Here is a 23947-nt window from a genome sequence, read left to right on the forward strand (position 1 = left end):
TGGCGGCGCGCCGCGCTAGGGCTCGAGCTTGTAGCCGAGGCCGCGCACGGTGACGAGGTGGCGCGGCTTCGCGGGATCCTGCTCGATCTTCGACCGCAGCCGCTTGACGTGCACATCGAGGGTCTTGGTGTCGCCGACGTAGTCGGCGCCCCAGACCCGATCAATGAGCTGGCCCCTCGTGAGCACCCGGCCGCTGTTGCGCAGCAGGTACTCAAGGAGGTCGAACTCCTTGAGCGGCAGCGTGATGGTGTCACCGCTGACCTGCACGATATGCCGCTCGACATCCATGCGCACCGGCCCGGCCTCCAGGACTGTATCCGAGGCCAGCTCGGCCTCCGGCTCCGCACCACGGCGCAGGACGGCGCGGATGCGGGCGATCAGCTCGCGCGAGGAGTACGGCTTGGTCACGTAGTCATCGGCACCGATCTCGAGGCCCACGACCTTGTCGATCTCGCTGTCGCGCGCGGTCACCATGATCACCGGCACCGCCGACCGCGACCGTAGCTGCTTGCAGACCTCGGTGCCGCTCATGCCCGGCAGCATGATGTCGAGCAGGACGATGTCCGCCCCGTCGTCATCGAAGGTGTCCAGCGCGGCGGGACCGTCCGTGGCGATCGTGACCTCGAACCCTTCCTTCCGGAGCAGGAACGCGAGCGGATCGGCCAGCGATTCCTCGTCTTCCACGATCAGCACTCTTGTCACCGGCGTGATTCCTCTCTCAGATCCGCTGGGCCTTTCCCAGCAGCAAGCGGTTCGGTTGCATCATCGGATTCGACATAGGCGGGAAGCACCAGGGTGAACGTCGACCCCGTGCCCGGTCGGCTCCACATCCGGATCGAGCCATTGTGGTTGGCCGCGACATGCTTGACGATAGCGAGACCGAGCCCGGTGCCCCCGGTCGCCCGCGAGCGAGCCTTGTCCACCCGGAAGAATCGCTCGAACACGCGCTCGTGGTACTCCGGCGCGATGCCTATCCCCCGGTCGGTGACACTGATCTCGACATTGCCGTCGCGCATGTTCCGGCTGATCGTCACCGGCGTATTGGACGGCGAGTACGAGATGGCATTGGACAACAAGTTCGACAGCGCCGTCACGAGCAGCGTGCGATCGCCCAGGACCTCGAGCCCGCTCGGGAAGTCCGTGGTGATGGTGATATCGGCGGCCTCCGCGGATACCGCCGCCCGCTCGAGCGCCTCCTTGACGATCTCGTCGACATCCACGACCTCGAGATCGGGGAGCTTCTCCGCGCCCTGCAAGCGCGAGAGCGCGATCAGCTCGCTGACCATGTTCCCGAGCCTGTTGGACTCGTGCAGCATCCGCTCCCCGAAGTGCTGCACCGATTCGGGATCGTCGGTGGACTCGAGCAGCGCCTCGGCGAGCAGGCTGATCGCCCCCACCGGCGTCTTGAGCTCATGGCTGACGTTGGCGACGAAATCGCGCCGGGTGGCCTCCATGCGGACTTGCTCGGAATCGTCCTCGGCGTAGACCACCGCGATGCGCGGCTCGGCGGCATGCAGCAGGTGGGCCCGGCCGCGAACAGCCACGGCCCGGCGCGCGAGGGGCCGCGTCTTGGCGGACATGTCGAAATCCACGCTCTCGCCGGTCGCGATGACCTGCTGGACCGCCGCCCACGCACGATCATCGAGCAAATGGTTGCGCACCACCCCGAGCTCCTCCACGCGCACGTTGGACAGCACCACGCGCTGCTGGGAGTCAACCACGGCGATGCCGATCGGCGCGGACGAGACCACGAGGTCGAGGACCTGCGAGACAGTCAGCGTCTCGGGCTCGTGCGGGCTCGCCACGGCCCTCTGCTGCAACCGGGCATTGACAAGCGACCCGGCAATTCCACCAATGCCCGCGGCGCAGAGCGCGAGCAGCACGGCCTGGAGGATCGTCACGTCTCGAATGGTACGGAGGAATGAACAAACACCCTAATATCGTGGAGCGAATTCAACGCACGTCACAATCGACGAGGTGGAAATTCCTTTCCTGTTCACGATCGCGCAATGTTGCTCGCCCCATTCGGGTGGTGTGGTGCCAGGCGGGGCCACGGCGCCACACCGCCCGAGGAGCCCGGTGAGTACGTGCCCGGTGATTACTTGCCTTGGGCTGCTACCGCGGCGGCGCCCGCTGCGGCGGCCTCGGGATCGAGATAGGTACCGCCGGGATTAGCGGGAGCGAGGTCCTCGCCGTCGAACCGGTACACCAGCGGGATGCCGGTGGGGATGTTCAGCTGCGCGATATCGGTGTCCGAGACGCCATCAAGGTGCTTGACCAGTGCCCGCAGCGAGTTGCCGTGCGCCGCGACGATGACGGTCTTGCCCGCCCGGAGATCGGCCGCGATGGTGGCCTCCCAGTACGGCACGAGCCGCGTGACCACATGCTGCAGGCACTCGGTGAGCGGCGCGTCCTCGAGATCGGCATACCGCGGATCCTGGTCCTGGCTGTACTCGCTGCCCACCTCGATGGGCGGCGGCGGGGTGTCATAGCTGCGCCGCCACTCCATGAACTGGTCCTCGCCGTACTCGGCCTTCACCTGGGCCTTGTTCTTGCCCTGCAGAGCGCCGTAGTGGCGCTCGTTGAGGCGCCAGTCCCGATGCACCGGGATCCAGTGACGGTCCGCGGCATCGAGCGCGACGTTCGCGGTGGTGATAGCACGACGCAGCAGGGACGTGTAGAGGACGTCCGGGAGAACGCCATGGTCGACAAGGAGCTCGCCGGCCCGCTTTGCCTCGCCCATGCCCTTCTCGGTGAGGTGGACATCCACCCAGCCGGTGAACAGGTTCAGCGCGTTCCATTCGCTCTCGCCGTGGCGCAGCAGCACGAGGGTTCCGATACTCATTCCCTCATCCTTGCATGGCGCTCCCGCCCGGGTCGCGGGGTCATCGAAGTTCGCGGCACTAGCTCGCCTCGGCCTCCCGCGCGCGCAGGTCCTTGCGGAGGATCTTGCCGGCGGCTGACTTCGGCACCGCCTCGATGAACTCCACCGCGCGGACCTTCTTGTGCGGCGACACCTTCTCCGCGACGAACTCCATCACAGCGTCCGCGGTGAGCTCCGCGCCCTGCTGCGCGACGACATAGGCCTTGGGCACTTCCTCGCCCTCCGCATCGATCACACCGATCACCGCGGCATCGGCGATCTGCGGATGCGTCAGCAGCAACGCCTCGAGCTCGGCGGGCGGCACCTGGTAGCCCTTGTACTTGATGAGCTCCTTGAGCCGGTCGACGATCGTGACCACGCCATCCGCGCTCACCGTCGCCATGTCGCCGGTGCGCAGGAAGCCATCGTCCATGATGGTCTCCGCGGTCGCCTCGGCGTTGCCGAGATAGCCCTTCATGATGTTGGGCCCCTTGCACCACAGCTCGCCGGGCTCGCTCGTGCCCTCCTCGGGAACCGGCATCTCGTCCCCGCTCGCCGGGTCAACGAGCTTGCACTCCATGTTCGGAACCGTGAAGCCCACCGAATCCAGCGGCACGTCATCCCGATCGAGCGGGATCAACTGGCTCACCGGGCTCATCTCGCTCATCCCGTAGCCCTGCCGCACGATGCAGCCCAGCCGCTTCTCCACGGCATGCCCCAGGTTCGCGTCCAGCGGCGCCGCGCCCGAGAAGACGAGCTCCACGCTCGACAGGTCCACCTCGTCCACCGCGGGATGCTTGGCGAGGGCCACCGCGATCGGCGGCGCGATGAAGATCTGCGTGCACTTGTTCTCCGAGGTGATCCGCAGGAACTCCGCGAGATCGAACCGCGGCATCGTCACCAGCGTGGAGCGATTGCGCAGCGCCAGGTTCAGCAGCACTGTCATGCCATAGATGTGGAAGAACGGCAGCACCGCCAGGATGCGCTGCGGCCCCTCGCCGAGCAGCCCGCTCGCCTGCGACACGTTCGCCACGAGATTGCGATGGGTCAGCATCACTCCCTTGGGGCGGCCGGTGGTGCCCGAGGAGTATGGCAGCACCGCCAGATGCTCCGCCGGATCGATCTCCACTCGTGGCGCCGGGGCAAGCTCGCCGAGCAGGTCCCGCAGCGACGCGAAGCCCTCCGCGCCATCGAGCACCACGATGCGCGAGGCATCGAGCCCGGCCTGCTCGGCGCCCGCGCGCGCCTGCGGCAACAGCGGTGACACCGTGAACAGGAACACCGCGCCCGAGTCGAGCAGTTGCTTGGCGATGTCCTCGGCGGTGTAGAGGGCGTTGATCGTCGTGGCAGTGGCGCCCGCCCGCAGGATGCCATGGAACACAGCACCGAAAGCGGGCACGTTGGGCGAGTGCAGGGCCACCACATCGCCGGGCTTCACGCCCCGCGCCGCGAGCGCCCCGGCCACGCCATTGATGTGCGCGATCAACTGGCCATACGTGGTGACCTGGCCGGACGGCCCGTCGATGAACACGGGGATCTCGAGCTCCGCGTCCGTGATGCTGCCGAACAGGAAATCGTAGATTCCGGTATCGGGGATGTCGACGTCAGGGAAAGGACTACGGAAGCTCATGATGCTCCTGTCGCTAGACGGTGATCGGCATCACGGTATCACCGGCCGCATCCCCGCAGGAGGTCTACGCGCCCAGCGCGGCACGCCTCAGGAATTCGCCCGTTGCTCGCCCGCGGCTCCCACTGCCGAAGTCGGGGCCGCCGCTTCGCCCGGGAGCGGCTCGACATCCTCGTCCCTGATCAGATGCTCGAAGGCCTGCAGGTTGGCCAGCGACTCCCCGCGCGAGACGCGCCAGCGCCATTCGCGGCGGATCGCGGTGATGAAGCCCAACTCGAGCAGCACATTGAAGTCGCCATCAGCGGCCTCGAGCACCTGCCCGAGGAGCCGGTCGATCTCCTCCGGAGTGACGGCATGGTGCGCCATGCGGCCCACGAGGTAGATATCGCCAGAGCGATCCACCGTGTAGGCAACCCCGTACAGCCGCCGGTTGCGCTGCAACAAGTACTGGTGCACCGCCGGCTCGTTCTCGTCCGGATGACGGCAAACGAAGGCCTCGATCCGGACGCCATGCACTGACGGCGTGAGCAGGCACGCCGTCTTCAGCTTCTTGGTACCAGGCAGCTCCACGACGAAGTGCGCTTCCCCGCGCCGCTCCACCGGAAGGTCGCGCTCCCGCAGGGTGTCCTCGATGACCTGCGTCGATCGTGCGATCTGATCAGACATGTGGTGATCTCTCCTTGTGCGATCGGTACCGCGCCCCACCTACCAGAGTGCCACGGGTCACCGATGACGCAACGCCGCGGGGCGCTAGCTGCCACTGATCACGATGCGACCGCGGTTTCGCTTGCGGCGCAGCACACGCTCCGCCGGAGCTCCCGCCCGCCGCGGCGAGATCCCAGGGCCACCGTGCTCGAGCAAGGCCCGCTGATAGCAATCGATGAGCGCATCGGCAGTATGCGACCACGAGAAACCTGCCGCGTGGCGCGGTGCCGCGGCCGCGAGGCGCGCGCGCGACCCGTCATCGGCGAGCAACCGCGACAGCGCCGCCGACCATTCCGCCACGCCATGCCCAGGCACCAGCGCGCCCGTCACCCCGTCCGCCACGGCCACGCCGAGCCCGCCCACATCGGCCGCGATCACCGGCGTCCCGCACGCCTGCGCCTCCAGCGCCACCAGGCCGAACGACTCCGAATAGCTCGGCACGGCCACCACGTCCGCCGCCCGGTACACCTCTGCCAGCTCAGCGGGCGGCTGCGGCGGCAGGAATGTCACGCGATCCTCGATCCCCAGCTCGCGCGCGAGCGCCACGAGGTCATAGCCATGCTGCCCGCTGCCCGAGGCCCCGCCCACGATCAGCACCCGCACCGGCATCGACCGGTCGCCAGCCAGCACCGCCGCGGCCGCGCGGAGCAGCACGTCGGGCGCCTTGAGCGGCTGGATCCGGCCCACGAACGCCACGACCTTCTCGCCCCGGTCGATGCCGAGCCGATCACGCGCAGCACCAGCGGGGCCGGGCGTGTATCGAACGAGATCAGCACCCGGAGCGGCGATATCGATCTTGCCGGGGCGCGCGCCATAGTAGCGCTGCAGCTGCCGCGACTCCTCGATCGTATTGCCCACCAGCCGGTCCGAGACATCCACGAGCTGCTGCTCCCCCGCCTGCCGCGACCACGGCTCGGGCGCGTCCCCGTCGGCCAGGGCCGCGTTCTTCACTGCCGCGAGGGTGTGCGCGGTATGCACCAGCGGCACCCGCCACCGGTCCCGCGCCAGCCAGCCCACCTGCCCAGAAAGCCAGTAGTGCGAATGGATCAGATCGAAATGGCCGGGCTCGTTTGCTGCCTCCTCGCGGAGCACCGCGGCGGTGAACGGGCACATCTGGCTGGGCAGGTCGGACTTGCCGAGGCCCTCGAAAGGTCCCGCCACCACGTTGCGGACCGTCACCCCGGGCGCGGCCTCCACCAGGTGCGGGTCCGACGAGGAGGTGGCACGGGTGAAGATATCGACCGCGATGCCGCGCCGCGCGAGCTCCTTCGAGGTCTCCAGCACATACACGTTCATCCCGCCGGCATCGCCGGTGCCGGGCTGCGCGAGCGGAGAGGTGTGCACCGAGATCACCGCGATGCGTCGCGGCACCGCTCCCCTGGCGGTGTCCCGCGATAATCGCTCGCCGCCATCGAGCCCTGCCCGTCGAGAATCCACTCGATCAATCCTGCCCTAAGTCCGTCGTGCATGGAAAAACTGCGCCCGCCCCTAGCAGGAACCCGCGAACGCCTCGATTTCTTCCACGAACCGATCCGCGTCCTCCAGGAACAACGCATGCCCAGCCCCGTCCCACCAGCTCTGGCTGGCCTGCGGCACCAGGCCATGCCCGTGCCGGGCCGCCGCGATATCCACCGCTTCATCAGCGGTTCCGTGGACGAACAGCACCGGTATGCCCAGTCCACGAAGGGTCGCATCATGGTCGACGTCGCGGCGGAACAGCGCGCCCCGCACGCGCGGCGGGGTGCACAGGCTCGCGCCGATGAGGGCTTGCGCCACCGCGCCCATGCCGGGCAGCCCCGGCGGGATGAGTGCCGGCCCGAACTCGGTGAACGCCCGGGCCGCCTCCTGCGGATCCTCCGACAAGGCCCCCGGGATGACCCGCTTCATGGCCGGGCCCACCGTCGCGCCCGGCCGGTTCCTGCCCAGGCTCGTGATCGCCGATACCAGCACTACCCCGGCTGCCCGCCGCGTGCCACGCCGCGCCAGGTAGTCGCAGAGCACCAGCCCGCCGTAGGACCAGCCGACCAGGATCGCGCCCATCGCCTCCTCGCGCGCCAGCACCGCCTCCACGTCGTCCGCCCACATCCCGGGATCCGAGTACCCCTCGCGCGGCACGTCCGAGGAACCATGCCCCCGCAGGTCCATCGCGATCACCCGGTGCCGGGCCGCGAGCTGGGCGAGGACTTCGGGCCCCCAGCAGGCACCGGATTGCGACCAGCCGTGCACCAGCAGGAGCGGCGGTGCCGCTGCTTCCGCGCCCGGACCATGCACCCGGTAGGCGATGCGGGTGCCGTCGCTGCTCGTGGCCTGATCGATGCGTGCCATGGTGACGACGGTAGCGCGCCCCGGGAGCACCACTATCATCACCGGCATGACCATTCCTGCCGATGCACGCATAGCAGTAGTGACCGGTGCCAGCTCGGGCATCGGCGCCGCCACCGCCCGGGAACTCACCCGCCAGGGATTCCACGTCGTCATCGGCGCCCGCCGCACCGACCGGCTCGCCGCGCTAGCCGACGAGATCGGCGGCACCGCGCTGCCCCTCGACGTCACCGATGACGCCTCCGTCGAGGCGTTCGCGAGCCAGATCCCGCGCGCAGATGTGCTGGTCAACAACGCGGGCGGAGCCAAAGGGCTCGAGACCGTGCTCGACGCCGAGCTCGAGAAGTGGCGGTGGATGTGGGAGACCAACGTCCTCGGCACGCTGCGCATGACGCGCGCCCTGATGCCCGCGCTCCTTGCCTCCGGCAACGGGCTGATCGTCACCGTCACCTCCATCGCCGCGCTCGAGATCTACCCCGGCGGCTCCGGCTACACCTCCGCCAAGCACGCGCCGGGCGTCCTCCACCGCACACTGCGCGACGAGCTCCTCGGCCAGCCCATCCGACTCACCGAGATCGCCCCCGGCGCCGTGGAGACCGAGTTCTCGCTCGTCCGGTTCGACGGCGACGATGCCAAGGCCGCCAAGGTCTACGAGGGATTCCAGCCGCTCGTCGCCGAGGACGTCGCCGAGGTCATCGGCTTCGTCGCCTCCCGGCCAGCGCATGTCAACCTCGACCAGGTCCTGATCAAGCCCCGCGCCCAGGCCGGGCCGGGCAAGTTCGCGCGGGAAGGCTGAGCGCGGGGGCGCGGGGGCGCGGGAAGGCTGAGATCGGCGGGCGCGGGGCGGTCCGAGTGGAAACTTTTCCCGCTCTGGCCGGGAAGAGGTTCCACTCCTCGTGGAGCACGTGCAGGCCAGAGCACGAGCAGGCCAGACCAGCGAGCCACCAGGCAGGAGCCCGCCCCGGAAACCCGCCCTCTAGATCGTGATGCCCACGCACACCGGCTCGGGGTGCAGCCGCACGCCGAACGCCTCCTCGACCCCGCCCTGCACCTCGCGCGCCCGAGCGGTGATGTCGGCGGCACTGGCGGCGCCACGGTGGGTGAGCGCGAGGGTGTGCTTGGTGGAGAGGCGCGCGGGCGCATCAGCACCAGGGTGGCCCCGGGTGAACCCGGCCTTCTCGATGAGCCATCCGGCGGAGAGCTTCACGTAGCCGTCATCGGCGGGGAAATGGGGCATCGAGACATCATCGCCGAGGCGGGCGCGCGCGGCGGCGAGCACCTCATCGAGGGACGCGGCGGGGATGATCGGGTTGGTGAAGAACGAGCCGGCGCTCCAGGTGTCGTGGTCGTCGCTGTCGAGCACCATGCCCTTGCCCTGTCGCAGCGCCAGCACTGCCTCGCGCACCTCAGCGGGCGCGAGCCGGTCGCCATCGCCCGCGCCGAGGCGTCGCGCGAGCTCGCCGTAGCGGATGGGCGCGCTGAGGCCGTCATCGAGCAGCTCGAGCTCGACCGAGAGCACCACGGCCGTATCGGTGTTCTTGAGGATGCTGTGCCGGTAGGAGAGGTGCAGTTCCTCGGGGTGGGCCCAGCGAACGCTGCCGGTGGCACGGTCGAGCAGTTCCACGCGCCGCAGCACGGAGGCGATCTCGACGCCATATGCGCCCACGTTCTGCACCGGTGTCGCGCCCGTTGATCCGGGTATGCCGGAGAGGCATTCGATGCCACCGAGCCCCGCGGCGACGGCAGCGGTGACGACGGCGTCCCAGTTGGCGCCGGCCTCGGCGTGCAGGACGTTGCCCTCGACCCAATGGCGCGTGCTCGCGACCCGCACGACCACCATGTCGGCGCCCTCGTCCGCGATGAGGAGGTTCGAGCCGCCCGCGAGGATGAGCAGCGGGACCTGCTCCTGGTCGAGGCGCCGCACCACCCCGGCGAGGGCCTCGGTGGTGGGGCAGCTGACCACGGCGGTCGCGGGTCCTCCGACCCGGAACGTGGTGTAGGCCGACAGTGGCGTATCAACGGTCACTGACGCACCAAATTCTTCGCCAAGTCGCGCCACGAGGCCCAATGAGTGGATTGCAGACACAAGAGAACGGTAACGTGCCGAGCATGGCTCGCCGCACGGAGTACGCAAAAGAATTGCCCTGCACCGCGGAACAGGTGTACGAGGCACTGTCGTCACGCCAGTACTGGGATGACCGGATCGCCGAGATCGGCGGCACGAAGGCCAGCATGGTCGGCTTCGAGGCCTCGGACTCGGGCGTCGAGGTGGAATACCAGCAGTTCATCGCGCGCAGCAAGCTGCCCTCGATCGCCCAGACCGTGATCAAGAACGACATGATCATCATCCGCAAGGAGTCCTGGTCGCTGGACGGTGGAGCTGCATCGGGCACGTTCCATGGCGAGATGAAGGGTGGCCCGGGCAGCGTCTCCGGCCCGCGCTCGGTCCGCAACAATGACAATGGATGCGTCATCGAGGCCACCATCGAGGCACGGGTGAGCTTCCCGCTCGTCGGTGGCAAGCTCGAGAAGCTCCTCCTGCCGAGCGTCGAGAACCTGCTCGATGGCGAGGATGACTACACGGCGAAGTGGATCGCCAAGAACCTGGCCTAGCGTGACCTGATCGGCCCCCGGATCCTGATGGACTCCGGGGGCCTTCGCGCGCGGGGCCGAAACTTACCCAATCCACAGTCCGCGGCAAGGCAACCCCCAACTTGCTCCGGCAGAATGAGACTCGATGAACACTGCAACCAACTCCCCCAGGCCACGCAGGCGCCGTGCCCGCGGCACCGCGCTGATCGTGGTGATCGTCTTGTTCGTGGGCGTCGCTGCTGTTGCCGTGGGCAGCGAGATCTACCTCCGCAACAAGGTCTCGCGATGCATGGCCGGATCGATGGCCCTGTCGATCGGCTCCGATGTCGATGTCGAGCTCAGCCGCAAGCCGATGCTGTGGCAGATGCTCGACGGCAAGACCCCCTACATGGAGGTCACGACCACCGAGGGCAGGGTCGGCGATGCCGAGGGCATGTCGATGAACCTTCGGCTCGAGGACGTCGAGTCGCTCGACGAGGGCGAGATCGCCAACACGGTGCAGAGCAGCAGCGCCGACATCGCCTGGAGCGCGCAGGGCATCCTCGCGACGCTCCAGAAGCAGGGCATCCTCGCGGTGGTGACGTCGGTGAATCCTGATCAGCAGAACCAGGCGCTCGACATCCAGGTCGTGGGCGCGGTGCTCGGGGTGACAGTGCAGCCGCGCGTCGTGGATGAGGCGATCAACCTGGAGGTCACCAAGGCCAACATCTTTGGCATCGACATCCCCTCGGAGCTGCCCCAGGCCATCATCAGCACTATTGGTGCTGAGCTGAGCGACTTCCCGCTTGGCATGACCCCTCGGGAGCTCACCGTCACCGAGGAAGGGATCGATCTGCGGCTCGAGGGCGGCTACGCCGAGATCGAGCGCGCCGATGCCAGCGACACCGAGGTTCCTGCCGAGCTGGAGGAAGCTTGCTCGCTGCTGTGACGCGGCGCCTAGCCGGGGAAGCCGTCGAGCACGGCACGGCTGGAGGACAGGCCTAGCCGGGTGGCGCCCGCCTCGATCATCGCTCGCGCATCCTCCGCGTTCCGGATCCCGCCGCTGGCCTTGATGCCCAGGGCGCCGCCGACAGTGCGCGCCATGAGCTCGACGGCATGGACGCTGGCGCCCCCGGCGGGATGGAAGCCGGTGGAGGTCTTGACGAAGTCCGCGCCCGCGGTCCGCGCGGCAAGGCAGGCAGCGATGATGGCCTCGTCGGTGAGCGCGGCGGTCTCGAGGATGACCTTGAGCACGGTATCGGGACCGCATGCCTCGCGCACGGCGAGGACATCCTGCAGCACCGCGTCGCTATTGCCCGACAGTGCGGCACCGATATCGATGACCATGTCGATCTCGTCGGCCCCCTGGTCGACAGCGAGCCGGGCCTCCGCGGCCTTGATCAGCGAGTGGTGCTTGCCCGACGGGAACCCCACGACGGTAGCGATCACCAGGCCATCCGTGTCCACAGGAAGCATCGACGGTGATACGCACACCGCGAGCACGCCGAGCTCGTGCGCCTCGTCGATGAGCGCCTCGACATCGCTCGGGACGGCGCCGGGCTTGAGCAGCGTGTGGTCGATCAGCTGGGCCACCTGGCCCCGGGTCAGGATGTCCTGTGCGTCCATGCCTGCGAGCTTGCCACAACCGGTGCGGCGGGGTGAGCAAGTGCGCCGGTGGCAGGCGCGGTGGGCAGCTGCGCTGGTGGCAGGCGGACGATGCGCGGGAGCCATGTCCCAGCGGGGCACGGCCGCACGGCGGAAGCTGCTAGTTTGGGCGTCGTGACTTCGAACAACGACATGGCTGGCAGGCGCTTCACGTTGTCCCTGGGCTGCCCCGATGCGCTGGGCATCGTGGCGCGGCTCTCGGGCTTCCTCGCGGGCGCGGGAGCCTGGATCGTCGAGGCCGCCTATCACGCCGACCCCGACACTGGCTGGTTCTTCACCCGCCAGACCGTCACCGCCGAGTCGATCCGCATGGATCTCGATGAGTTCCGCGCTCGGTTCGCCGAGATCGCCGCGACCTTCGGCACGGAGGCCGAGTGGTCGCTCCATGACTCGACCGAGCGCAAGCGGATCGTGCTCCTCGTCAGCAAGGAGGGGCACTGCCTGCATGATCTGCTCGGGCGCGCGGCGACGGGAGAGCTGCCCGCGGAGGTGTGCGCGGTGATCGGCAACCACCGGGACCTCGACCCCGTGGCGCGCGCCCATGGGGTGCCGTTCCAGCACGTTCCGTTCCCCTCGGATCCCGCGGGCAAGGCGGAGGCGTTCGAGGCGATGCGGGAACTCGTAGATGCCCACTCCCCCGATGCCGTGGTGCTGGCCCGCTTCATGCAGGTGCTGCCTCCCGAGCTGTGCGAGCACTGGAAGCACCGGGCCATCAACATCCACCACAGCTTCCTGCCCTCTTTCGTGGGCGCGAGGCCGTACCACCAGGCTCATGAGCGTGGCGTGAAGATCATTGGAGCTACGTGCCATTACGTGACGGCGGAGCTCGATGCGGGGCCGATCATCGAGCAGGATGTGGTGCGGATCGACCACTCCTACACGATCGCTGACATGGTGCGGCAGGGCCGTGACATCGAGAAGATCGTCTTGTCCCGCGGGCTGCGCTGGCACCTCGAGGGGCGCGTGCAGGTTCACGGCCGCAAGACGGTGATCTTCAGCTAGGCGGATCTCAAGCTAGGCGCGGGCCGCGGCGGCGCGCGAGCACCGCGCTGCGATCAGCCGACGTTCCACATCCGCTGGGGCTCGCCGGCCAGGCGCCGGATCTCGGAGTTGACCGGCTCGGGTGCCTCGACGCTGCTCATGGGCCCCACGCCGGGGAGCTCGATGAAGCCCGCGAGATTGCCTCTGCTGTCGAGCTTGTCACGGAGCCGGTACGAGTGGACTGGAGGGGTCAGTCGATCGGCGGTGCCCACGACGACCGTGGTGGGCACGTCGAGGTTGTCGAGCGCCGCGGCGATGTCGAGCTTGCCGAGCACGACGCCCCAGCGTCCGCGCACGCGGGGGGCGCACTCGCGGACCAGGCGCAAGCAGAACTCGCGCTGCTCGGCGGTCGCAGCGGACCCCATGGTGGCGTAGTGCAGCGCGGACGACGGAAGGAACCGGGTCGGCAGCGGGGCGGAGATGGCGGCACCGAGCAGCAAGGGCCGCATCGGGAGCGGACGCAGCAGGGGTGGCAGCACGGCTTCGTCGTGGGTGAGCCGATCGGAGGCGGTGCTCAGCAGCATGGCGGCGGAGGCGCGCTCGGCGACCTCGTGGGGGCACTTGCCCGCCCAGGCCATGAGGGTCATTCCGCCCATGCTGTGGCCGACGACGACGGCGCGCTCGGCTGGCGCGAGAACGCTGTGAAGGACCGTGGAGAAGTCATCAGCGAGGACGTCGGGGCTGAGCGGGGACCGGCCCATCTCGCTCTTGCCATGCCCACGCTGGTCGTAGGTGATAACGCGGAATTCCCGGGCGAGCGCTTCGATCTGCGGCATCCAGTAGGTGGAGCTGCAGGTCCAGCCGTGGGAGAGGATGATCGGTTGGCTGCCGGGCCGCCCAGTGATCTGGACGTGGAGCCGTGTCCCGTCGTGCGCGGTGACGGTGCGGCTGGTCATGGGGATCATCGGGACGATGTGCTCGCCCTGGTCCGCGGCTGCCTGCATGGCGGCCGCATCCATGACCGATCCGGAGGACATGTTGATGCTGGCCGGGCTCACGCCGGACCGGAAAGCCCCCAGGGAGCTGACGAGACTGCTGACAACCGGCAGTTTCACGTGTTCCACCTCATCGTGTTCCGCAGCACAGTCGTTGTGCTGGGGCCCGCATCGTTGCGGGCCTTGTGCGGCAATGCCTTCGCAGTCTAGAACAGATTTCAAGCAGCGGCGCAGGTTTCTTGACATATCAGGCAAAAGTGTTAAAAGTGTGATCTGCGACACACGGTGAGTCAGTGGGCGAAGGGGTCCTCCCCCTCCTCGCCATCATCGTTGAGAGCCGTCGCCGCCCGGCTGATCGTCCGGCTGATCTCGACCTCCATGACCTCGGAGAACAGCAGGTCAACCACCTTGTTGGCAAGCGGACGCAGCTTGCGAGCAGCCTCAGCGAGCTCCGCGATCCGTTGCTCATCGAGCTCACCGTGGCCCGCTCCCGCCATGTCGGGCAGGAACGTCTCGGTGATGGTTCCGACGAAGAGTTGCGCCACGTCCTGGAGGTCATCGCGCACCCGCTGCCCGGTCTCCACGATCGTCTCGATCGGTACGCCGGCATCCACGAGGGTCTGGGCGATCTCGAGCAGGCGCGGGCTTCGGACGGCGAAAGCCTCGCCGTTGCCAGAGAGAACACCAAGCTCCTTGCCGCGCTCCAGCAGGGTGGGCGGAGCATGATCACCGAAGACCTTGCGCAGCTCGGCGAGCGTGACCTTTGCCTTGGACCGGAAGAAGCCCAGCGGGCCGCGCAGATCGTCCGACTCGAGGATCTCGTCGACGCTGATGCCATGCTGGGAAGCGAGCAGGAGCTCACTGATGGTGGCAAAGGTGTAGCCGCGCTCCAGCATGCGCGTGATCAAGCGCAACCGGGACAGATGGGATTCGTTGTACCAGCCGGTACGGCCTTCTTTGCGCGGCGGCGGCAGGAGGCCACGATCCTGGTACACGCGCACATTGCGGACGTTGATTCCGGCCGCACGCGCCAGATCGTCGATCCGGTACTCTTTCATCTCCCGCTTCCGATTACCCGCTACCCCGGAGATTCCGCCCCGCGGACTTCACTTGGGAGGCCTGCCGGAGGCTCCAGTTCGCAGGCGAGTATACCGATCCGGGCTAATCACGCCGCGCGCTTGCCTGCTCCGGGATATCACGATCCGGCACCGGACCCGGCAGGCCGCAGCGGCAGCTTCGCGAGCAAGGATCTACGTTTGGTGGCGCGGGACGCCATTGTCCGCACCCAGGGGAAGGAGGCCAACTGCTCGGAGTGAGCTCGCTTCCGGGAAAGCCCCTTCCTCAGGGGCGGAACACCTCGCTGCGAGCATCGCCGTCGATGCTCGAGGCATAGTACACAGCCACACCGTTGAGACCGGTGTGAACACTACCATTGTGACAATGCTCATTGTCAATATTGCTCGGGGCCGGCGCGCCGCGGCCCCCTCCCGGTCGGGAGCTACCAGCGCGGACCGCCCTGGATCCCATCGACCTTGGGGCGCACATCAGCCAGATAGACGCCAATAGCGATGACCCCGATGAGCCCTAGCAAGCTATAGGCGGAGAACACGAAGATGACCAGGACCGACACCCCAAGGATCGCGAGCCACGTGGGCTTGGTCAGCTTGTCGGTCGCCGTATAGGCATCCGGTCGCTGCCGCGCCGCATGCACCAACGCATACACCCCGCCGCCGATAGCGAGCGCGGTCAGGACCATCACCAGGAAACCTTCCACCCCTCCAGTCTAAAGGGGCCCGCCCAGCGCGCAAGCCAGCACCATCCACCACGAACGTCGACGCCCGGCACGCACAGAGTGCCCCCTGGGGCGGTCTCCCGGCCCAGGGGGCACTCTCGATCTGCTGATTGACTACTCGGCGGAAGGCGCCTTGCTCCCGGCAGCACTAGCCCGGGGCTTGCGGGCCCGCGTGGCCGAGGTGCCCGCAGGCTTGGACGTAGCACGGCGACGGCGGGGCGCAGCCTTCGGAGTCGCCGCGTCCTCGGACTCCGCTGCCTCCGCGGCCTTCGCCTCGGTCTCTGCCTCGGCGACCTTCGCCTCCGCGTCAGCGACAACATCCTGCACCTTGGCGACGACGCCCTCGGCGGCAGACTCCGCGGACTCGCGCGCTTCGGCAGCCTCGTCCGCCACGACCTCGGGCACGGACGCGAGGGTCTCCTTGGTCTCGTCCGCGAGCACCCCGGCAGCGGAAGCTGCGCGGGTCGTCGCATCCGAGGCCTTCGTGCCAAACCGGTTCACCAGCGCACGCACCTCGGTCGCGCGGCGCGCCACGACGGTCACGGCCCCCACGACACGCTCCTCGGCGAGTGCCTGCTCGCGCAGCCGCTCCACCCGGGACTCGCCGCGCTGAGCGAGAGTGCCATAGGCCGTGCGGGCTGACTGCAGGTAAGCATCTGCCTGCTTGCGGAGCTCGGTGGAGCCCACGCGGCCGCGGAGGCCCGCGAGCTCGGTCGGCACCTGGTCCTGCAGCGCGAGAACGCGGCCGCGAGCGCGGTCGATGCGCGCCTGCACGTCGCTGGCCTTGCTGCCAGCGGCACGACGCGCATCCTTGACGATGCCGCCCAGCGATTCCGCGGCGAAATCCCCCGCGCCCACTGCTGCGAACAACGGCGTCTTAACAGTAGTAATGGTCTTGGTCATGTTGGAAGCTCCCCAGAAATGTCGGCATCATGCGGGCCCCTGGGATTTCATGCCTCGGCGAGGCACGGGACCCGAGTTATTCGTCGGCCTGGTTCTCGTGACAGAACGAGGTATAGATCTCGAGAAGAACCTGCTTCTGGCGCTCATTGATGACAGGATCCGCAAGAATCGCGTCACGCACGGGGCTGGATTCACGCTGTTCCAGAATTCCGGCACGCACATAAAGCGCCTCGGCAGAAACTCTCAGGCCTTTAGCGATCTGGCCGAGAACCTCAGCGGACGGCTTGCGTAGCCCACGCTCGATCTGGCTGAGATACGGATTGCTCACGCCGGCCCGCTCGGCAAGCTGCCGCAGGGAGACCTGCGCCATCTCGCGCTGCGCCCTGATGAAACCGCCAATGTCCTGCGCCGCGTTGCTCACGGCTCGAACGGCTGCCGGGGCATTGGACTGACGTGATGGATCCGCACCTTGCTCCTCATCGGACGTACCACCGACGACCTTGTCGGCATTTTCGGAATCCCCGGAGGAGGCACCTTCGACGATGCCTTGATCCGCCGTCGTGCCGGTGCCCGCGCCTGCCTCGTGATCATCTCCGGTCACGTTGCGCGGCGCACCACCGTTATCGACGGATGGGCTGCTCGCCTGAGCCATGGATTCTCCTCCACTCCGGCTACGTGCGTGAGCGTACCCACGCGTGCTAACTCCTGCAAGCACTCAGCGTAATGGCGATTCGCAGCCGTCGTGTGAGTTTTCGCATAACAATCACGCGCGTGTCGATCAGCCAAAGATCACGTGCGTGATGCTATGGATGGTGAGCCCGGCCAGCGCACCTACCACCGTTCCATTGATCCGGATGAACTGCAGGTCCCGGCCCACCTGCAACTCGATCTTGGTACTAGCCTCCTCGGCATCCCACTTCGCGACCGTATCGCTGATGAGCCCGGTGATCTCATGCGCATAATTGTCGATCACATACCCGGCGCCCTCGGTCATCCATCGATCAAGCTTGGCGCGCAGCCCGGAGTCCTCCTTCAATCGCTCGCCGAAATCAAGGATCCAATCACGGAACTTCAAGCGCAGCGTGCTCCCCGGATCATCCACCGACTCCAGGATCATCTTCTTCACCAGCGCCCAGGCCGCGCTCGCCAGGCTCGCCACCTCCCGCCGGTTCATCAGCTCATCCTTGATGCGCTCGGCCTTCGCGATCGTGGCCTCGTCATGCTGCAGATCATGGGCGAACTCGAACAGGAACGTGTTGATCGCCTGGCGCACCTCATGATCCGGATCAGCACGCACCTTCCACGCGAACTCAACGAGCTCGCGGTGGATCTTCTCCCCCACCAGAAGGTCAACCACCTTCGGGGGCCAGCTCGGCGAATCCTTGGTGACAACCCGATCGATCGTCTCCTGGGAACCCAGCGCCCACTGGTAGGCGCGATCGCACAGGAGCTCGATCACCGGGAGCTGGCGATTCTCCTCCAGCAGCTCCTCGAGGATCTTGCCCAGCGGCGGGCCCCACTTCGCATCGGCGAGCTTGCGGACCAACGTCTGATCAATGACCTGCTGCACATCCTCATCGCGCAGCACCACCACCAGCGCGCGCAGCAATGTCGCCGCTTCCTTCGACAAGCGCTCGGCATGCACGGGATCGGAGAGCCACTCGCCCGCGCGACGGGGCAGGCCCGCGGACTGGAGCCGCTGGGTGACGACGTCGCGGGAGAGGAAGTTGGAGCCGACGAAGCTCCCCAGGCTCTCGCCCAGCTGGTCCTTCTTCTTCTTGATCAGTGCGGTGTGCGGGATCGGAAGGCCCATGGGGCGCTTGAACAACGCGGTCACCGCGAACCAGTCCGCGAGACCACCCACCACGCCCGCCTCGGCGGCGGCACGGGCGAAGCCCACCCATTCGGCGGTATCGTCCATCGACTCGAGCCATCGGCAGTACAGGTAGAACGTCGCGGCAATGAGGAGGAACCCCAGCGCGAAGGTCTTCATCCTGCGCAGATCGCGTCGCTTGGCATCATCATCGAGGTCCATTAGCTGCACGGAACCCATTCTGTCGCAGGGCAGCGGCGCGCGTGCACCGGACCCAACATTTGCCGTGCCAGCGGGGCGCCGGGCCGCGCGGCTGGGGCAGCGGCGGTGGGGCCGGCAGCGGGGCCTGGGTGGGGCCGGGCCTCGGTGGGGCCGGGCCCAGCCTTGGTGGTGCCGGGCCCAGCCTTGGTGGAAACTTTTCCCGCCTGGGGGTGGAAAAGTTTCCACTGGCGCGGGGTGGTCGGGGACGCGGCCGCTTGGCCCACGGCGCGGCTGAGCGAAGTCGCGGCAAAAGCACCGGAAAAGGTCAAACGCGATAGAAGCTGCCCGGGAATCTCGGCCGTTTCTATCGCGTTTGCGAGCGCCGGAGCGCCGGCGAGCGCCGGCGAGCGCCGGCGAGCGCCGGCGAGCGCCGGAGCGCCGGAGCGCCGCCTAGCTGGCGGGCTCCGAGGCATCCGAGGCATCCGAGGCAGCCGAGGCCTCGAAAGCCTCAGCAGCCACCGCGCGGCGCCGCAGGCGGCGGGCAGCGGCAACGAGGTTGCGGAGCGACGGCTCGAGCTGCCAGTGGTGCCGGGTCTTGAGTCCGCCATCGGGATTCGCCCACAGCCGCTCGGGCTCGATGGCCCGCACCGCTCGGGTGAGCAGCTCGTCGATCTCGTCGATGTCGGGGATCCGCGCGGACCGGCTCTCGTACACCCCTGGCCCCACGCCGCGGGAGAGGCCCGCCCCTTCGAGCGCATCGAGCACCCAGTAGAGACTGCGGGTGGCGGACACGATGTAGGTGACATCGGCATCGAGATGCTCGATGGCCTCCACGACAGCAGAAACGCCGGACAGTCCGATGTGCGTGTGGATCTGCGTCTCGGGCTTCACCCCGGCGGTGGCGAGCTTGAACGCGCCGACCGCCCATTCGAGGTATTCCTCGCGGCCCTCGGGGCGGCGCGGCAGCAGCGTGCGGATCGCGGGCTCGTCGACCTGGAGGATCGTGATGCCCGCCGCTTCGAGGTCGATGGTCTCGTCGCGCACGGCGAGCGCGAGCTGGGCGACGGTCTCCTTGAGGGGCTGGTCCTCCCGGACGAAGGAGAACGCGAGCATCGTGACGGGCCCGGTGAGGATGGCCTTGACGGGCTTGTCGGTGAGCGATTGCGCGTAGCCGATCCATTCGAGCGTCATGGGGCGCGGCCGGGATACGTCGCCGTAGAGGATCGGGGGACGCACGCAGCGCGAGCCGTATACCTGCACCCAGCCGTTGCGGGTGACGGCGTAGCCCTCGAGGAGCTCCGCGAAGTACTGGATCATGTCGTTGCGCTCGATCTCGCCGTGCACGAGGACATCGAGGCCAATGTCTTCCTGCAGCGCGATCGCATCGGCGATCTCGGCCTTGATGACCTCGACGTAGTCCTCGTAGCTGAGGCGATCCTGGCCGAGCTCGTACCGGGCCTGCTTGACCTTGCCCGATTGCGGGAACGAGCCGAGGGTGGTGGTGGGCACGATAGGCAGGGGAAGGGCCGCTTGCTGGGCGTCCTTGCGCGTGGACCAGGGCGCGCGGTCGTAGTGCTCGGGCTGGATCGCTGCCACGCGGGCGCGCACGTCCTCATCGGGATGGATGGGCGCGAGCTCCCCGCCCTGGGACCACTTCTCGGGCTCGCCGTCCTTGAGCGCGCGGGCCAGCGCGACGACCTCGCCCACCTTCTGCTTGGCGAACACCACGCGGTCCGCGACGGCGTCGGGCAGGTCGAACTCGGAGAGCACGTCTACGGGCACGTGCAGCAGCGTGCAGGAGGTGGAGACGACGATGTCGGGGATGAGGGCTTGCAGCTCGCGCAGGTAGGCGAGCGTGGCGGGCTTGTCGGTCTTCCAGACGTTGCGACCGCTGACCACGCCGGCGTAGATGCGCTTGCGGCGCAGGCCGGGGACCGCTGCGAGCTCCTCGGGGGCCCGGCGCCCGGCGATGAGGTCGAGTCCGATGGCTTCGACCTTCGAGGCGGCGAGGATGTCGAGGGCCGGGCCGAGATCACCGTACTGGCCGGTGACGAGGAGGCGTGGCCGCAGCCCAGCGAAGCCGAGCACCTCGTAGGCGCGGCGGAAGAGCTCGAGCTCCTCGTCGGTCCGCTCGAGGGTGAAGTAGGGCTCGTCGAGCTGCACGCAGGTGGTGCCGGCCTTGACGAGTTGCTCGCAGAGATCGACGTAGGCGCGCAGCAGGGGCTCGAGCATGTCGAGCGGGGCGAATCCCTCGGGCGCGCCGGCCGCTGCCTTGCTCATCAGCAGCAGCGTGACCGGCCCCATGATGACGGGGCGCAGCTCGATCCCGGAGGCGTTGCCACGCTTGATCTCGTCGATGATGTTGGTGGCATCGACAGAGAACTCCATGCCGGGCTCGATCTCCGGCTGGCGGTAGTAATAGTTGCTGCTGATGAACTTGACCAGCTCGAGGGGCGGCTTATCGGGCAGGCCCCGAGCCATGGTGAAGTACAGGTCGAGCGGGTTGAGCTGCTCCTTCAGCGCGGCGAACCGGCTGGGCACCATGCCGAACAGGAACGCGGTGTCGAGCACGTGATCGTAGTAGGAGAAGGTGTTCCCCGGCACTTGCGACAAGCCGGTGGCGGCAAGCTCGCTCCACGTCTGTTCCTGCAATTCCCGGCCGATGGCGACGAGCTCGTCCTGGGTGATGCCGCCGCGCCAGTAGGAGTCGAGGGCGCGCTTGAGCTCCCGGCGCGGTCCGATGCGTGGATAGCCCAGGATGCTCGAGCGGTAGTCACTCATGTGAGGGGAACTGGTCATTCCTGCCTAAACCTTTCCTGCGCCGCTGCCCTGGCCCCGCGGAAGGAATGCGTGGCCGGTCACTCTGTGCTCGATGCAACCCTACTGCGAAACCGCGCCGGGGAAACAGGAAGGGGTGCGGACTTTCCGAGGAAAGCACCGCACCCCTTGGCCTGGGCCTGGATTACTTGGCGGACGGACGTCCTGAGGCCGGGTACTGGTAGAAACCGTGCCCGGTCTTCTTGCCCACTCTGCCCGCTTCCACCATGCGCAGCAGCAGCGGCGGGGGCGAGGAGAGGGGCTCCTTGAACTCCTCGTACATCGAGTCGGCGATCGCCTTGATCGTGTCGAGGCCCACGAGGTCGCTCAGCGCGAGCGGCCCCATCGGGTGGGCCAGGCCGAGGACGATGGCCTTGTCGATGTCCTCCACGGTCGCGAACCCGGATTCCACCATGCGGATGGCGGAGAGCAGGTACGGCACGAGGAGGGCGTTGACCACGAAGCCAGATCGGTCAGCGGACCGAACGACCTGCTTGCCGAGGATGTCGCGAGCGAAGGACTCCGCCCGCTCGGACACCTCGGTGCTGGTCATCAGCGTGGTCACCAGCTCGACCAGCGGCAGCACGGGCACCGGGTTGAAGAAGTGCATTCCGACGACGCGCTCGGAGTGCTTGGTGGCCATGCCGAGCTTCATGATCGGGATGGACGAGGTGTTCGAGGCGAGGACGGCCCTCGGGTCGGTGACGATCCGGTCGAGCTCCGCGAAGATCGCGGTCTTGACCTTCTCGTCCTCGAGCACTGCCTCCACGACAAGCTGACGATCCGCGAAGTCACCGAGGTCGGAGGTGAAGCGGAGCCGCCAGGCGGCCTGCTCGCGCTCGCGCTCGGTGATCTTCCCGCTGCTCACGCCGCGGTCAAGCGAACGGAGGATCCGCGCCCGGCCCGCAGCAGCGAGTTCCCGGGTCTGCTCGAACACCAGTACGTCGACGTGTGCGCGGGCGCACACCTCTGCGATACCAGCACCCATCTGCCCGGCGCCGATAACACCAACACGCGAGATCTTGTCTCCGGCGCCTGCCTTGGCGGCGGGAGTGTCAGCTTGGCCGGGCATCAGTGGAACTGACCTTCTTCGGTCGAGCCCTTGAGCGCTGCGGTGGAGGTGTTCGGGTCGACCGTGGTGGCGATCTGGTCGAAGTAGCCGGCGCCGACCTCGCGCTGGTGCTTGGTGGCGGTGTAGCCGCGCGACTCGGACGCGAACTCGCGCTCCTGCAGGTCGACGTAGGCGGTCATGCCCTCGCGGGCGTAGCCGTAGGCCAGGTCGAACATGGCGTAGTTGAGCGCGTGGAAGCCAGCGAGGGTGATGAACTGGAACTTGAAGCCCATGGCTCCGAGCTCGCGCTGGAACTTCGCGATGGTCGCGTCGTCGAGGTGCTTGCGCCAGTTGAAGGACGGCGAGCAGTTGTACGACAGCAGCTGGTCCGGGAAGTCGGCCTTGACAGCCTAGGCGAACTTCTTGGCGACCTCGAGGTCCGGAACGCCGGTCTCCATCCAGATCATGTCGGCGTAGGGAGCGTATGCCTTCGCGCGGGCGATGCAGGGCTCGATGCCGTTCTTGACGTTGTAGAAGCCCTCGGCGGTGCGCTCGCCGGTGACGAAGGGCTTGTCGCGGTCGTCCACGTCGGAGGTGATGAGGGTGGCGGCCTCGGCGTCGGTGCGCGCGATGACCAGGGTGGACGCGTTCGAGACGTCAGCCGCGAGGCGCGCGGAGGTCAGGGTGCGGATGTGCTGCTGGGTGGGGATGAGCACCTTGCCACCGAGGTGGCCGCACTTCTTCTCCGAGGCGAGCTGGTCCTCCCAGTGGGAGCCAGCGGCGCCAGCGGCGATCATGGCCTTCTGCAGCTCGTAGACGTTGAGCGCGCCACCGAAGCCGGCCTCGCCGTCGGCAACGATCGGGACGAGCCAGTTGTCGATGGAGGTGTCGCCCTCGACGCGGGAGATCTCGTCGGCACGGAGCAGCGCGTTGTTGATGCGACGCACCACGGCGGGGACCGAGTTGGCCGGGTAGAGGCTCTGGTCCGGGTAGGTGTGGCCGGAGAGGTTCGCATCACCGGCGACCTGCCAGCCGGAGAGGTAGATGGCCTTGAGGCCAGCGCGGACCTGCTGCACGGCCATGTTGCCGGTGAGCGCGCCGAGCGCGTTGATGTAGCCGTCGCCGTTCACGCCCTCCCAGAGGATCTCGGCGCCGCGGCGAGCGAGGGTGGGGTCCTCGATGACCGAGCCCTGCAGCTCCGCGACCTGCTCAGCGGTGTACTCGCGGGTGATCCCCTTCCAGCGCGGGTTGGTGTCCCAGTCCTGCTGAATCTCAGCAGCGGTACGTGGCTTACCGACGTTAGACATCGACGCTCCAGTTTCTCTGTGTCTGTAGTCCTGGCGATGACCGAGCGGCCAGGCCGCTCCGTGAATTCCCTGTTACGGGGCCCTCACGCCGCTCCGTGCTTCGCAGCGGTGCATCCCATCGGATCTGTTACCTCTCTGACAATGCCACACATTAAAGTCGCAGGTCCACCACTTGCAAGTGCCAATCTTGGCTAGGTTTTCCAACACATCTGCAAATCTTGCGAAGATGCACCGGGCCGACCACACGAAAAAACCGTACGAGCGTTACGTTAGCGCAGGTGAGCGATGCGCCCCGCCGCCGCACTGGCGGTCCCGGCGCCCGCCGCTACCCCGC

21 protein-coding genes and 1 pseudogene are annotated in these 23947 nt (G+C 67.7%); 4 read left to right on the forward strand and 18 right to left on the reverse strand.

The window, feature by feature from the left end; translation table 11 throughout:
• Positions 1–15: 15 nt before the first annotated feature.
• From HT102_RS05540 to HT102_RS05570, 7 genes are all read right to left on the reverse strand, one after another.
• Entirely contained in the window at positions 16–702 is a 687-nt protein-coding gene (locus tag HT102_RS05540; protein ID WP_192038382.1) for a response regulator transcription factor, read from the reverse strand.
• Positions 699–1901, reverse strand: a complete 1203-nt coding sequence (locus HT102_RS05545; protein ID WP_192038383.1) for a sensor histidine kinase — start codon at positions 1899–1901, stop codon at positions 699–701. The genes HT102_RS05540 and HT102_RS05545 overlap by 4 nt, the downstream gene beginning before the upstream one ends.
• A gap of 197 nt (positions 1902–2098) precedes the next feature.
• Positions 2099–2845 carry a phosphoglyceromutase gene (locus HT102_RS05550; RefSeq protein ID WP_192038384.1) on the reverse strand — a complete coding sequence of 249 codons (747 nt, stop codon included), beginning with the start codon at positions 2843–2845 and terminating at the stop codon, positions 2099–2101.
• A gap of 58 nt (positions 2846–2903) precedes the next feature.
• On the reverse strand, positions 2904–4493 hold the full coding sequence (locus HT102_RS05555; protein ID WP_192038385.1) for an AMP-binding protein: 1590 nt from the start codon (positions 4491–4493) through the stop codon (positions 2904–2906).
• Positions 4494–4580: 87 nt separating this feature from the next.
• The gene (locus tag HT102_RS05560; protein WP_192038386.1) at positions 4581–5156 is read right to left on the reverse strand and encodes a type III secretion system chaperone family protein; all 576 of its coding nucleotides are present in this window, start codon (positions 5154–5156) and stop codon (positions 4581–4583) included.
• An 84-nt stretch (positions 5157–5240) separates the two neighbouring features.
• A complete protein-coding gene (mshA, locus tag HT102_RS05565; RefSeq protein WP_192038460.1) occupies positions 5241–6566 on the reverse strand; it encodes a D-inositol-3-phosphate glycosyltransferase in 1326 nt (441 codons plus the stop codon).
• Positions 6567–6683: 117 nt separating this feature from the next.
• Entirely contained in the window at positions 6684–7568 is an 885-nt protein-coding gene (locus HT102_RS05570; protein WP_225443236.1) for an alpha/beta fold hydrolase, read from the reverse strand.
• Here HT102_RS05570 and HT102_RS05575 point away from each other — a divergent pair.
• Positions 7567–8313, forward strand: coding sequence for an SDR family NAD(P)-dependent oxidoreductase (locus tag HT102_RS05575; protein ID WP_192038387.1), 747 nt, complete (start codon positions 7567–7569; stop codon positions 8311–8313). The two genes, HT102_RS05570 and HT102_RS05575, sit on opposite strands and share 2 nt — an antisense overlap.
• Before the next feature lie 180 nt (positions 8314–8493).
• Here the strand turns inward: HT102_RS05575 and HT102_RS05580 are convergent, their stop codons facing one another.
• Complete coding sequence (locus HT102_RS05580; RefSeq protein WP_333473299.1) at positions 8494–9543, reverse strand: UDP-N-acetylmuramate dehydrogenase; 1050 nt, start codon at positions 9541–9543, stop codon at positions 8494–8496.
• Positions 9544–9626: 83 nt separating this feature from the next.
• Here HT102_RS05580 and HT102_RS05585 point away from each other — a divergent pair, with 83 nt between their 5' ends.
• Together HT102_RS05585 and HT102_RS05590 are read left to right on the forward strand one after the other, a co-directional pair.
• Complete coding sequence (locus tag HT102_RS05585; protein WP_192038388.1) at positions 9627–10130, forward strand: DUF2505 domain-containing protein; 504 nt, start codon at positions 9627–9629, stop codon at positions 10128–10130.
• 124 nt (positions 10131–10254) lie between these two features.
• Positions 10255–11037 carry an LmeA family phospholipid-binding protein gene (locus HT102_RS05590; RefSeq protein ID WP_192038389.1) on the forward strand — a complete coding sequence of 261 codons (783 nt, stop codon included), beginning with the start codon at positions 10255–10257 and terminating at the stop codon, positions 11035–11037.
• 8 nt (positions 11038–11045) lie between these two features.
• Here the strand turns inward: HT102_RS05590 and deoC are convergent, their stop codons facing one another.
• Positions 11046–11714 (reverse strand): deoxyribose-phosphate aldolase, encoded by a 669-nt coding sequence (gene deoC / locus HT102_RS05595; protein ID WP_192038390.1) that lies wholly within the window; start codon positions 11712–11714, stop codon positions 11046–11048.
• Positions 11715–11885: 171 nt separating this feature from the next.
• On the opposite strand from deoC, the gene purU reads away from it, so the two are divergent.
• Entirely contained in the window at positions 11886–12755 is an 870-nt protein-coding gene (purU, locus tag HT102_RS05600) for a formyltetrahydrofolate deformylase (RefSeq protein WP_192038463.1), read from the forward strand.
• 53 nt (positions 12756–12808) lie between these two features.
• Here purU and HT102_RS05605 read toward each other — a convergent pair whose 3' ends face one another.
• The 9 genes and pseudogenes from HT102_RS05605 to aceA all read right to left on the reverse strand — a co-directional run bounded on the left by HT102_RS05605 (position 12809) and on the right by aceA (position 23613).
• Positions 12809–13849 carry an alpha/beta fold hydrolase gene (locus tag HT102_RS05605; RefSeq protein WP_192038391.1) on the reverse strand — a complete coding sequence of 347 codons (1041 nt, stop codon included), beginning with the start codon at positions 13847–13849 and terminating at the stop codon, positions 12809–12811.
• Positions 13850–14019: 170 nt separating this feature from the next.
• The gene (locus HT102_RS05610) at positions 14020–14787 is read right to left on the reverse strand and encodes a MerR family transcriptional regulator (RefSeq protein ID WP_192038392.1); all 768 of its coding nucleotides are present in this window, start codon (positions 14785–14787) and stop codon (positions 14020–14022) included.
• 440 nt (positions 14788–15227) lie between these two features.
• Entirely contained in the window at positions 15228–15503 is a 276-nt protein-coding gene (locus HT102_RS05615; protein WP_333473300.1) for a DUF2516 family protein, read from the reverse strand.
• 132 nt (positions 15504–15635) lie between these two features.
• Complete coding sequence (locus HT102_RS05620; protein ID WP_192038393.1) at positions 15636–16424, reverse strand: hypothetical protein; 789 nt, start codon at positions 16422–16424, stop codon at positions 15636–15638.
• A gap of 76 nt (positions 16425–16500) precedes the next feature.
• Complete coding sequence (locus HT102_RS16260) at positions 16501–16845, reverse strand: helix-turn-helix domain-containing protein (RefSeq protein WP_235900677.1); 345 nt, start codon at positions 16843–16845, stop codon at positions 16501–16503.
• Positions 16846–17202: 357 nt separating this feature from the next.
• Positions 17203–18477 (reverse strand): DUF445 domain-containing protein, encoded by a 1275-nt coding sequence (locus tag HT102_RS05630; RefSeq protein WP_192038394.1) that lies wholly within the window; start codon positions 18475–18477, stop codon positions 17203–17205.
• 411 nt (positions 18478–18888) lie between these two features.
• Positions 18889–21237 carry a 5-methyltetrahydropteroyltriglutamate--homocysteine S-methyltransferase gene (gene metE / locus HT102_RS05635; RefSeq protein ID WP_192038395.1) on the reverse strand — a complete coding sequence of 783 codons (2349 nt, stop codon included), beginning with the start codon at positions 21235–21237 and terminating at the stop codon, positions 18889–18891.
• Positions 21238–21400: 163 nt separating this feature from the next.
• A complete protein-coding gene (locus HT102_RS05640) occupies positions 21401–22327 on the reverse strand; it encodes a 3-hydroxybutyryl-CoA dehydrogenase (RefSeq protein WP_192038396.1) in 927 nt (308 codons plus the stop codon).
• Positions 22327–23613, reverse strand: a pseudogene (aceA, locus tag HT102_RS05645) (isocitrate lyase). Before aceA ends, HT102_RS05640 begins: the two are co-directional and overlap by 1 nt.
• Between the last annotated feature and the right edge of the window lie 334 nt (positions 23614–23947).

Origin of the sequence: Lolliginicoccus lacisalsi (assembly GCF_014841105.1) — a bacterium.
GTDB lineage: Bacteria > Actinomycetota > Actinomycetes > Mycobacteriales > Mycobacteriaceae > Lolliginicoccus > Lolliginicoccus lacisalsi.

Excerpts from the sequence above, each read along its gene's own strand:
- HT102_RS05550 (WP_192038384.1), bottom strand. The coding sequence starts at position 2,845 with ATGAGTATCGGAACCCTCGTGCTGCTGCGCCACGGCGAGAGCGAATGG.
- HT102_RS05555 (WP_192038385.1), bottom strand. The coding sequence starts at position 4,493 with ATGAGCTTCCGTAGTCCTTTCCCTGACGTCGACATCCCCGATACCGGA.
- HT102_RS05560 (WP_192038386.1), bottom strand. The coding sequence starts at position 5,156 with ATGTCTGATCAGATCGCACGATCGACGCAGGTCATCGAGGACACCCTG.
- HT102_RS05575 (WP_192038387.1), top strand. The coding sequence starts at position 7,567 with ATGACCATTCCTGCCGATGCACGCATAGCAGTAGTGACCGGTGCCAGC.
- HT102_RS05570 (WP_225443236.1), bottom strand. The coding sequence starts at position 7,568 with ATGCCGGTGATGATAGTGGTGCTCCCGGGGCGCGCTACCGTCGTCACC.
- HT102_RS05585 (WP_192038388.1), top strand. The coding sequence starts at position 9,627 with ATGGCTCGCCGCACGGAGTACGCAAAAGAATTGCCCTGCACCGCGGAA.
- HT102_RS05590 (WP_192038389.1), top strand. The coding sequence starts at position 10,255 with ATGAACACTGCAACCAACTCCCCCAGGCCACGCAGGCGCCGTGCCCGC.
- deoC (WP_192038390.1), bottom strand. The coding sequence starts at position 11,714 with ATGGACGCACAGGACATCCTGACCCGGGGCCAGGTGGCCCAGCTGATC.
- purU (WP_192038463.1), top strand. The coding sequence starts at position 11,886 with ATGGCTGGCAGGCGCTTCACGTTGTCCCTGGGCTGCCCCGATGCGCTG.
- HT102_RS05610 (WP_192038392.1), bottom strand. The coding sequence starts at position 14,787 with ATGAAAGAGTACCGGATCGACGATCTGGCGCGTGCGGCCGGAATCAAC.
- HT102_RS05620 (WP_192038393.1), bottom strand. The coding sequence starts at position 16,424 with ATGACCAAGACCATTACTACTGTTAAGACGCCGTTGTTCGCAGCAGTG.
- HT102_RS05630 (WP_192038394.1), bottom strand. The coding sequence starts at position 18,477 with ATGGGTTCCGTGCAGCTAATGGACCTCGATGATGATGCCAAGCGACGC.
- metE (WP_192038395.1), bottom strand. The coding sequence starts at position 21,237 with ATGACCAGTTCCCCTCACATGAGTGACTACCGCTCGAGCATCCTGGGC.
- HT102_RS05640 (WP_192038396.1), bottom strand. The coding sequence starts at position 22,327 with ATGCCCGGCCAAGCTGACACTCCCGCCGCCAAGGCAGGCGCCGGAGAC.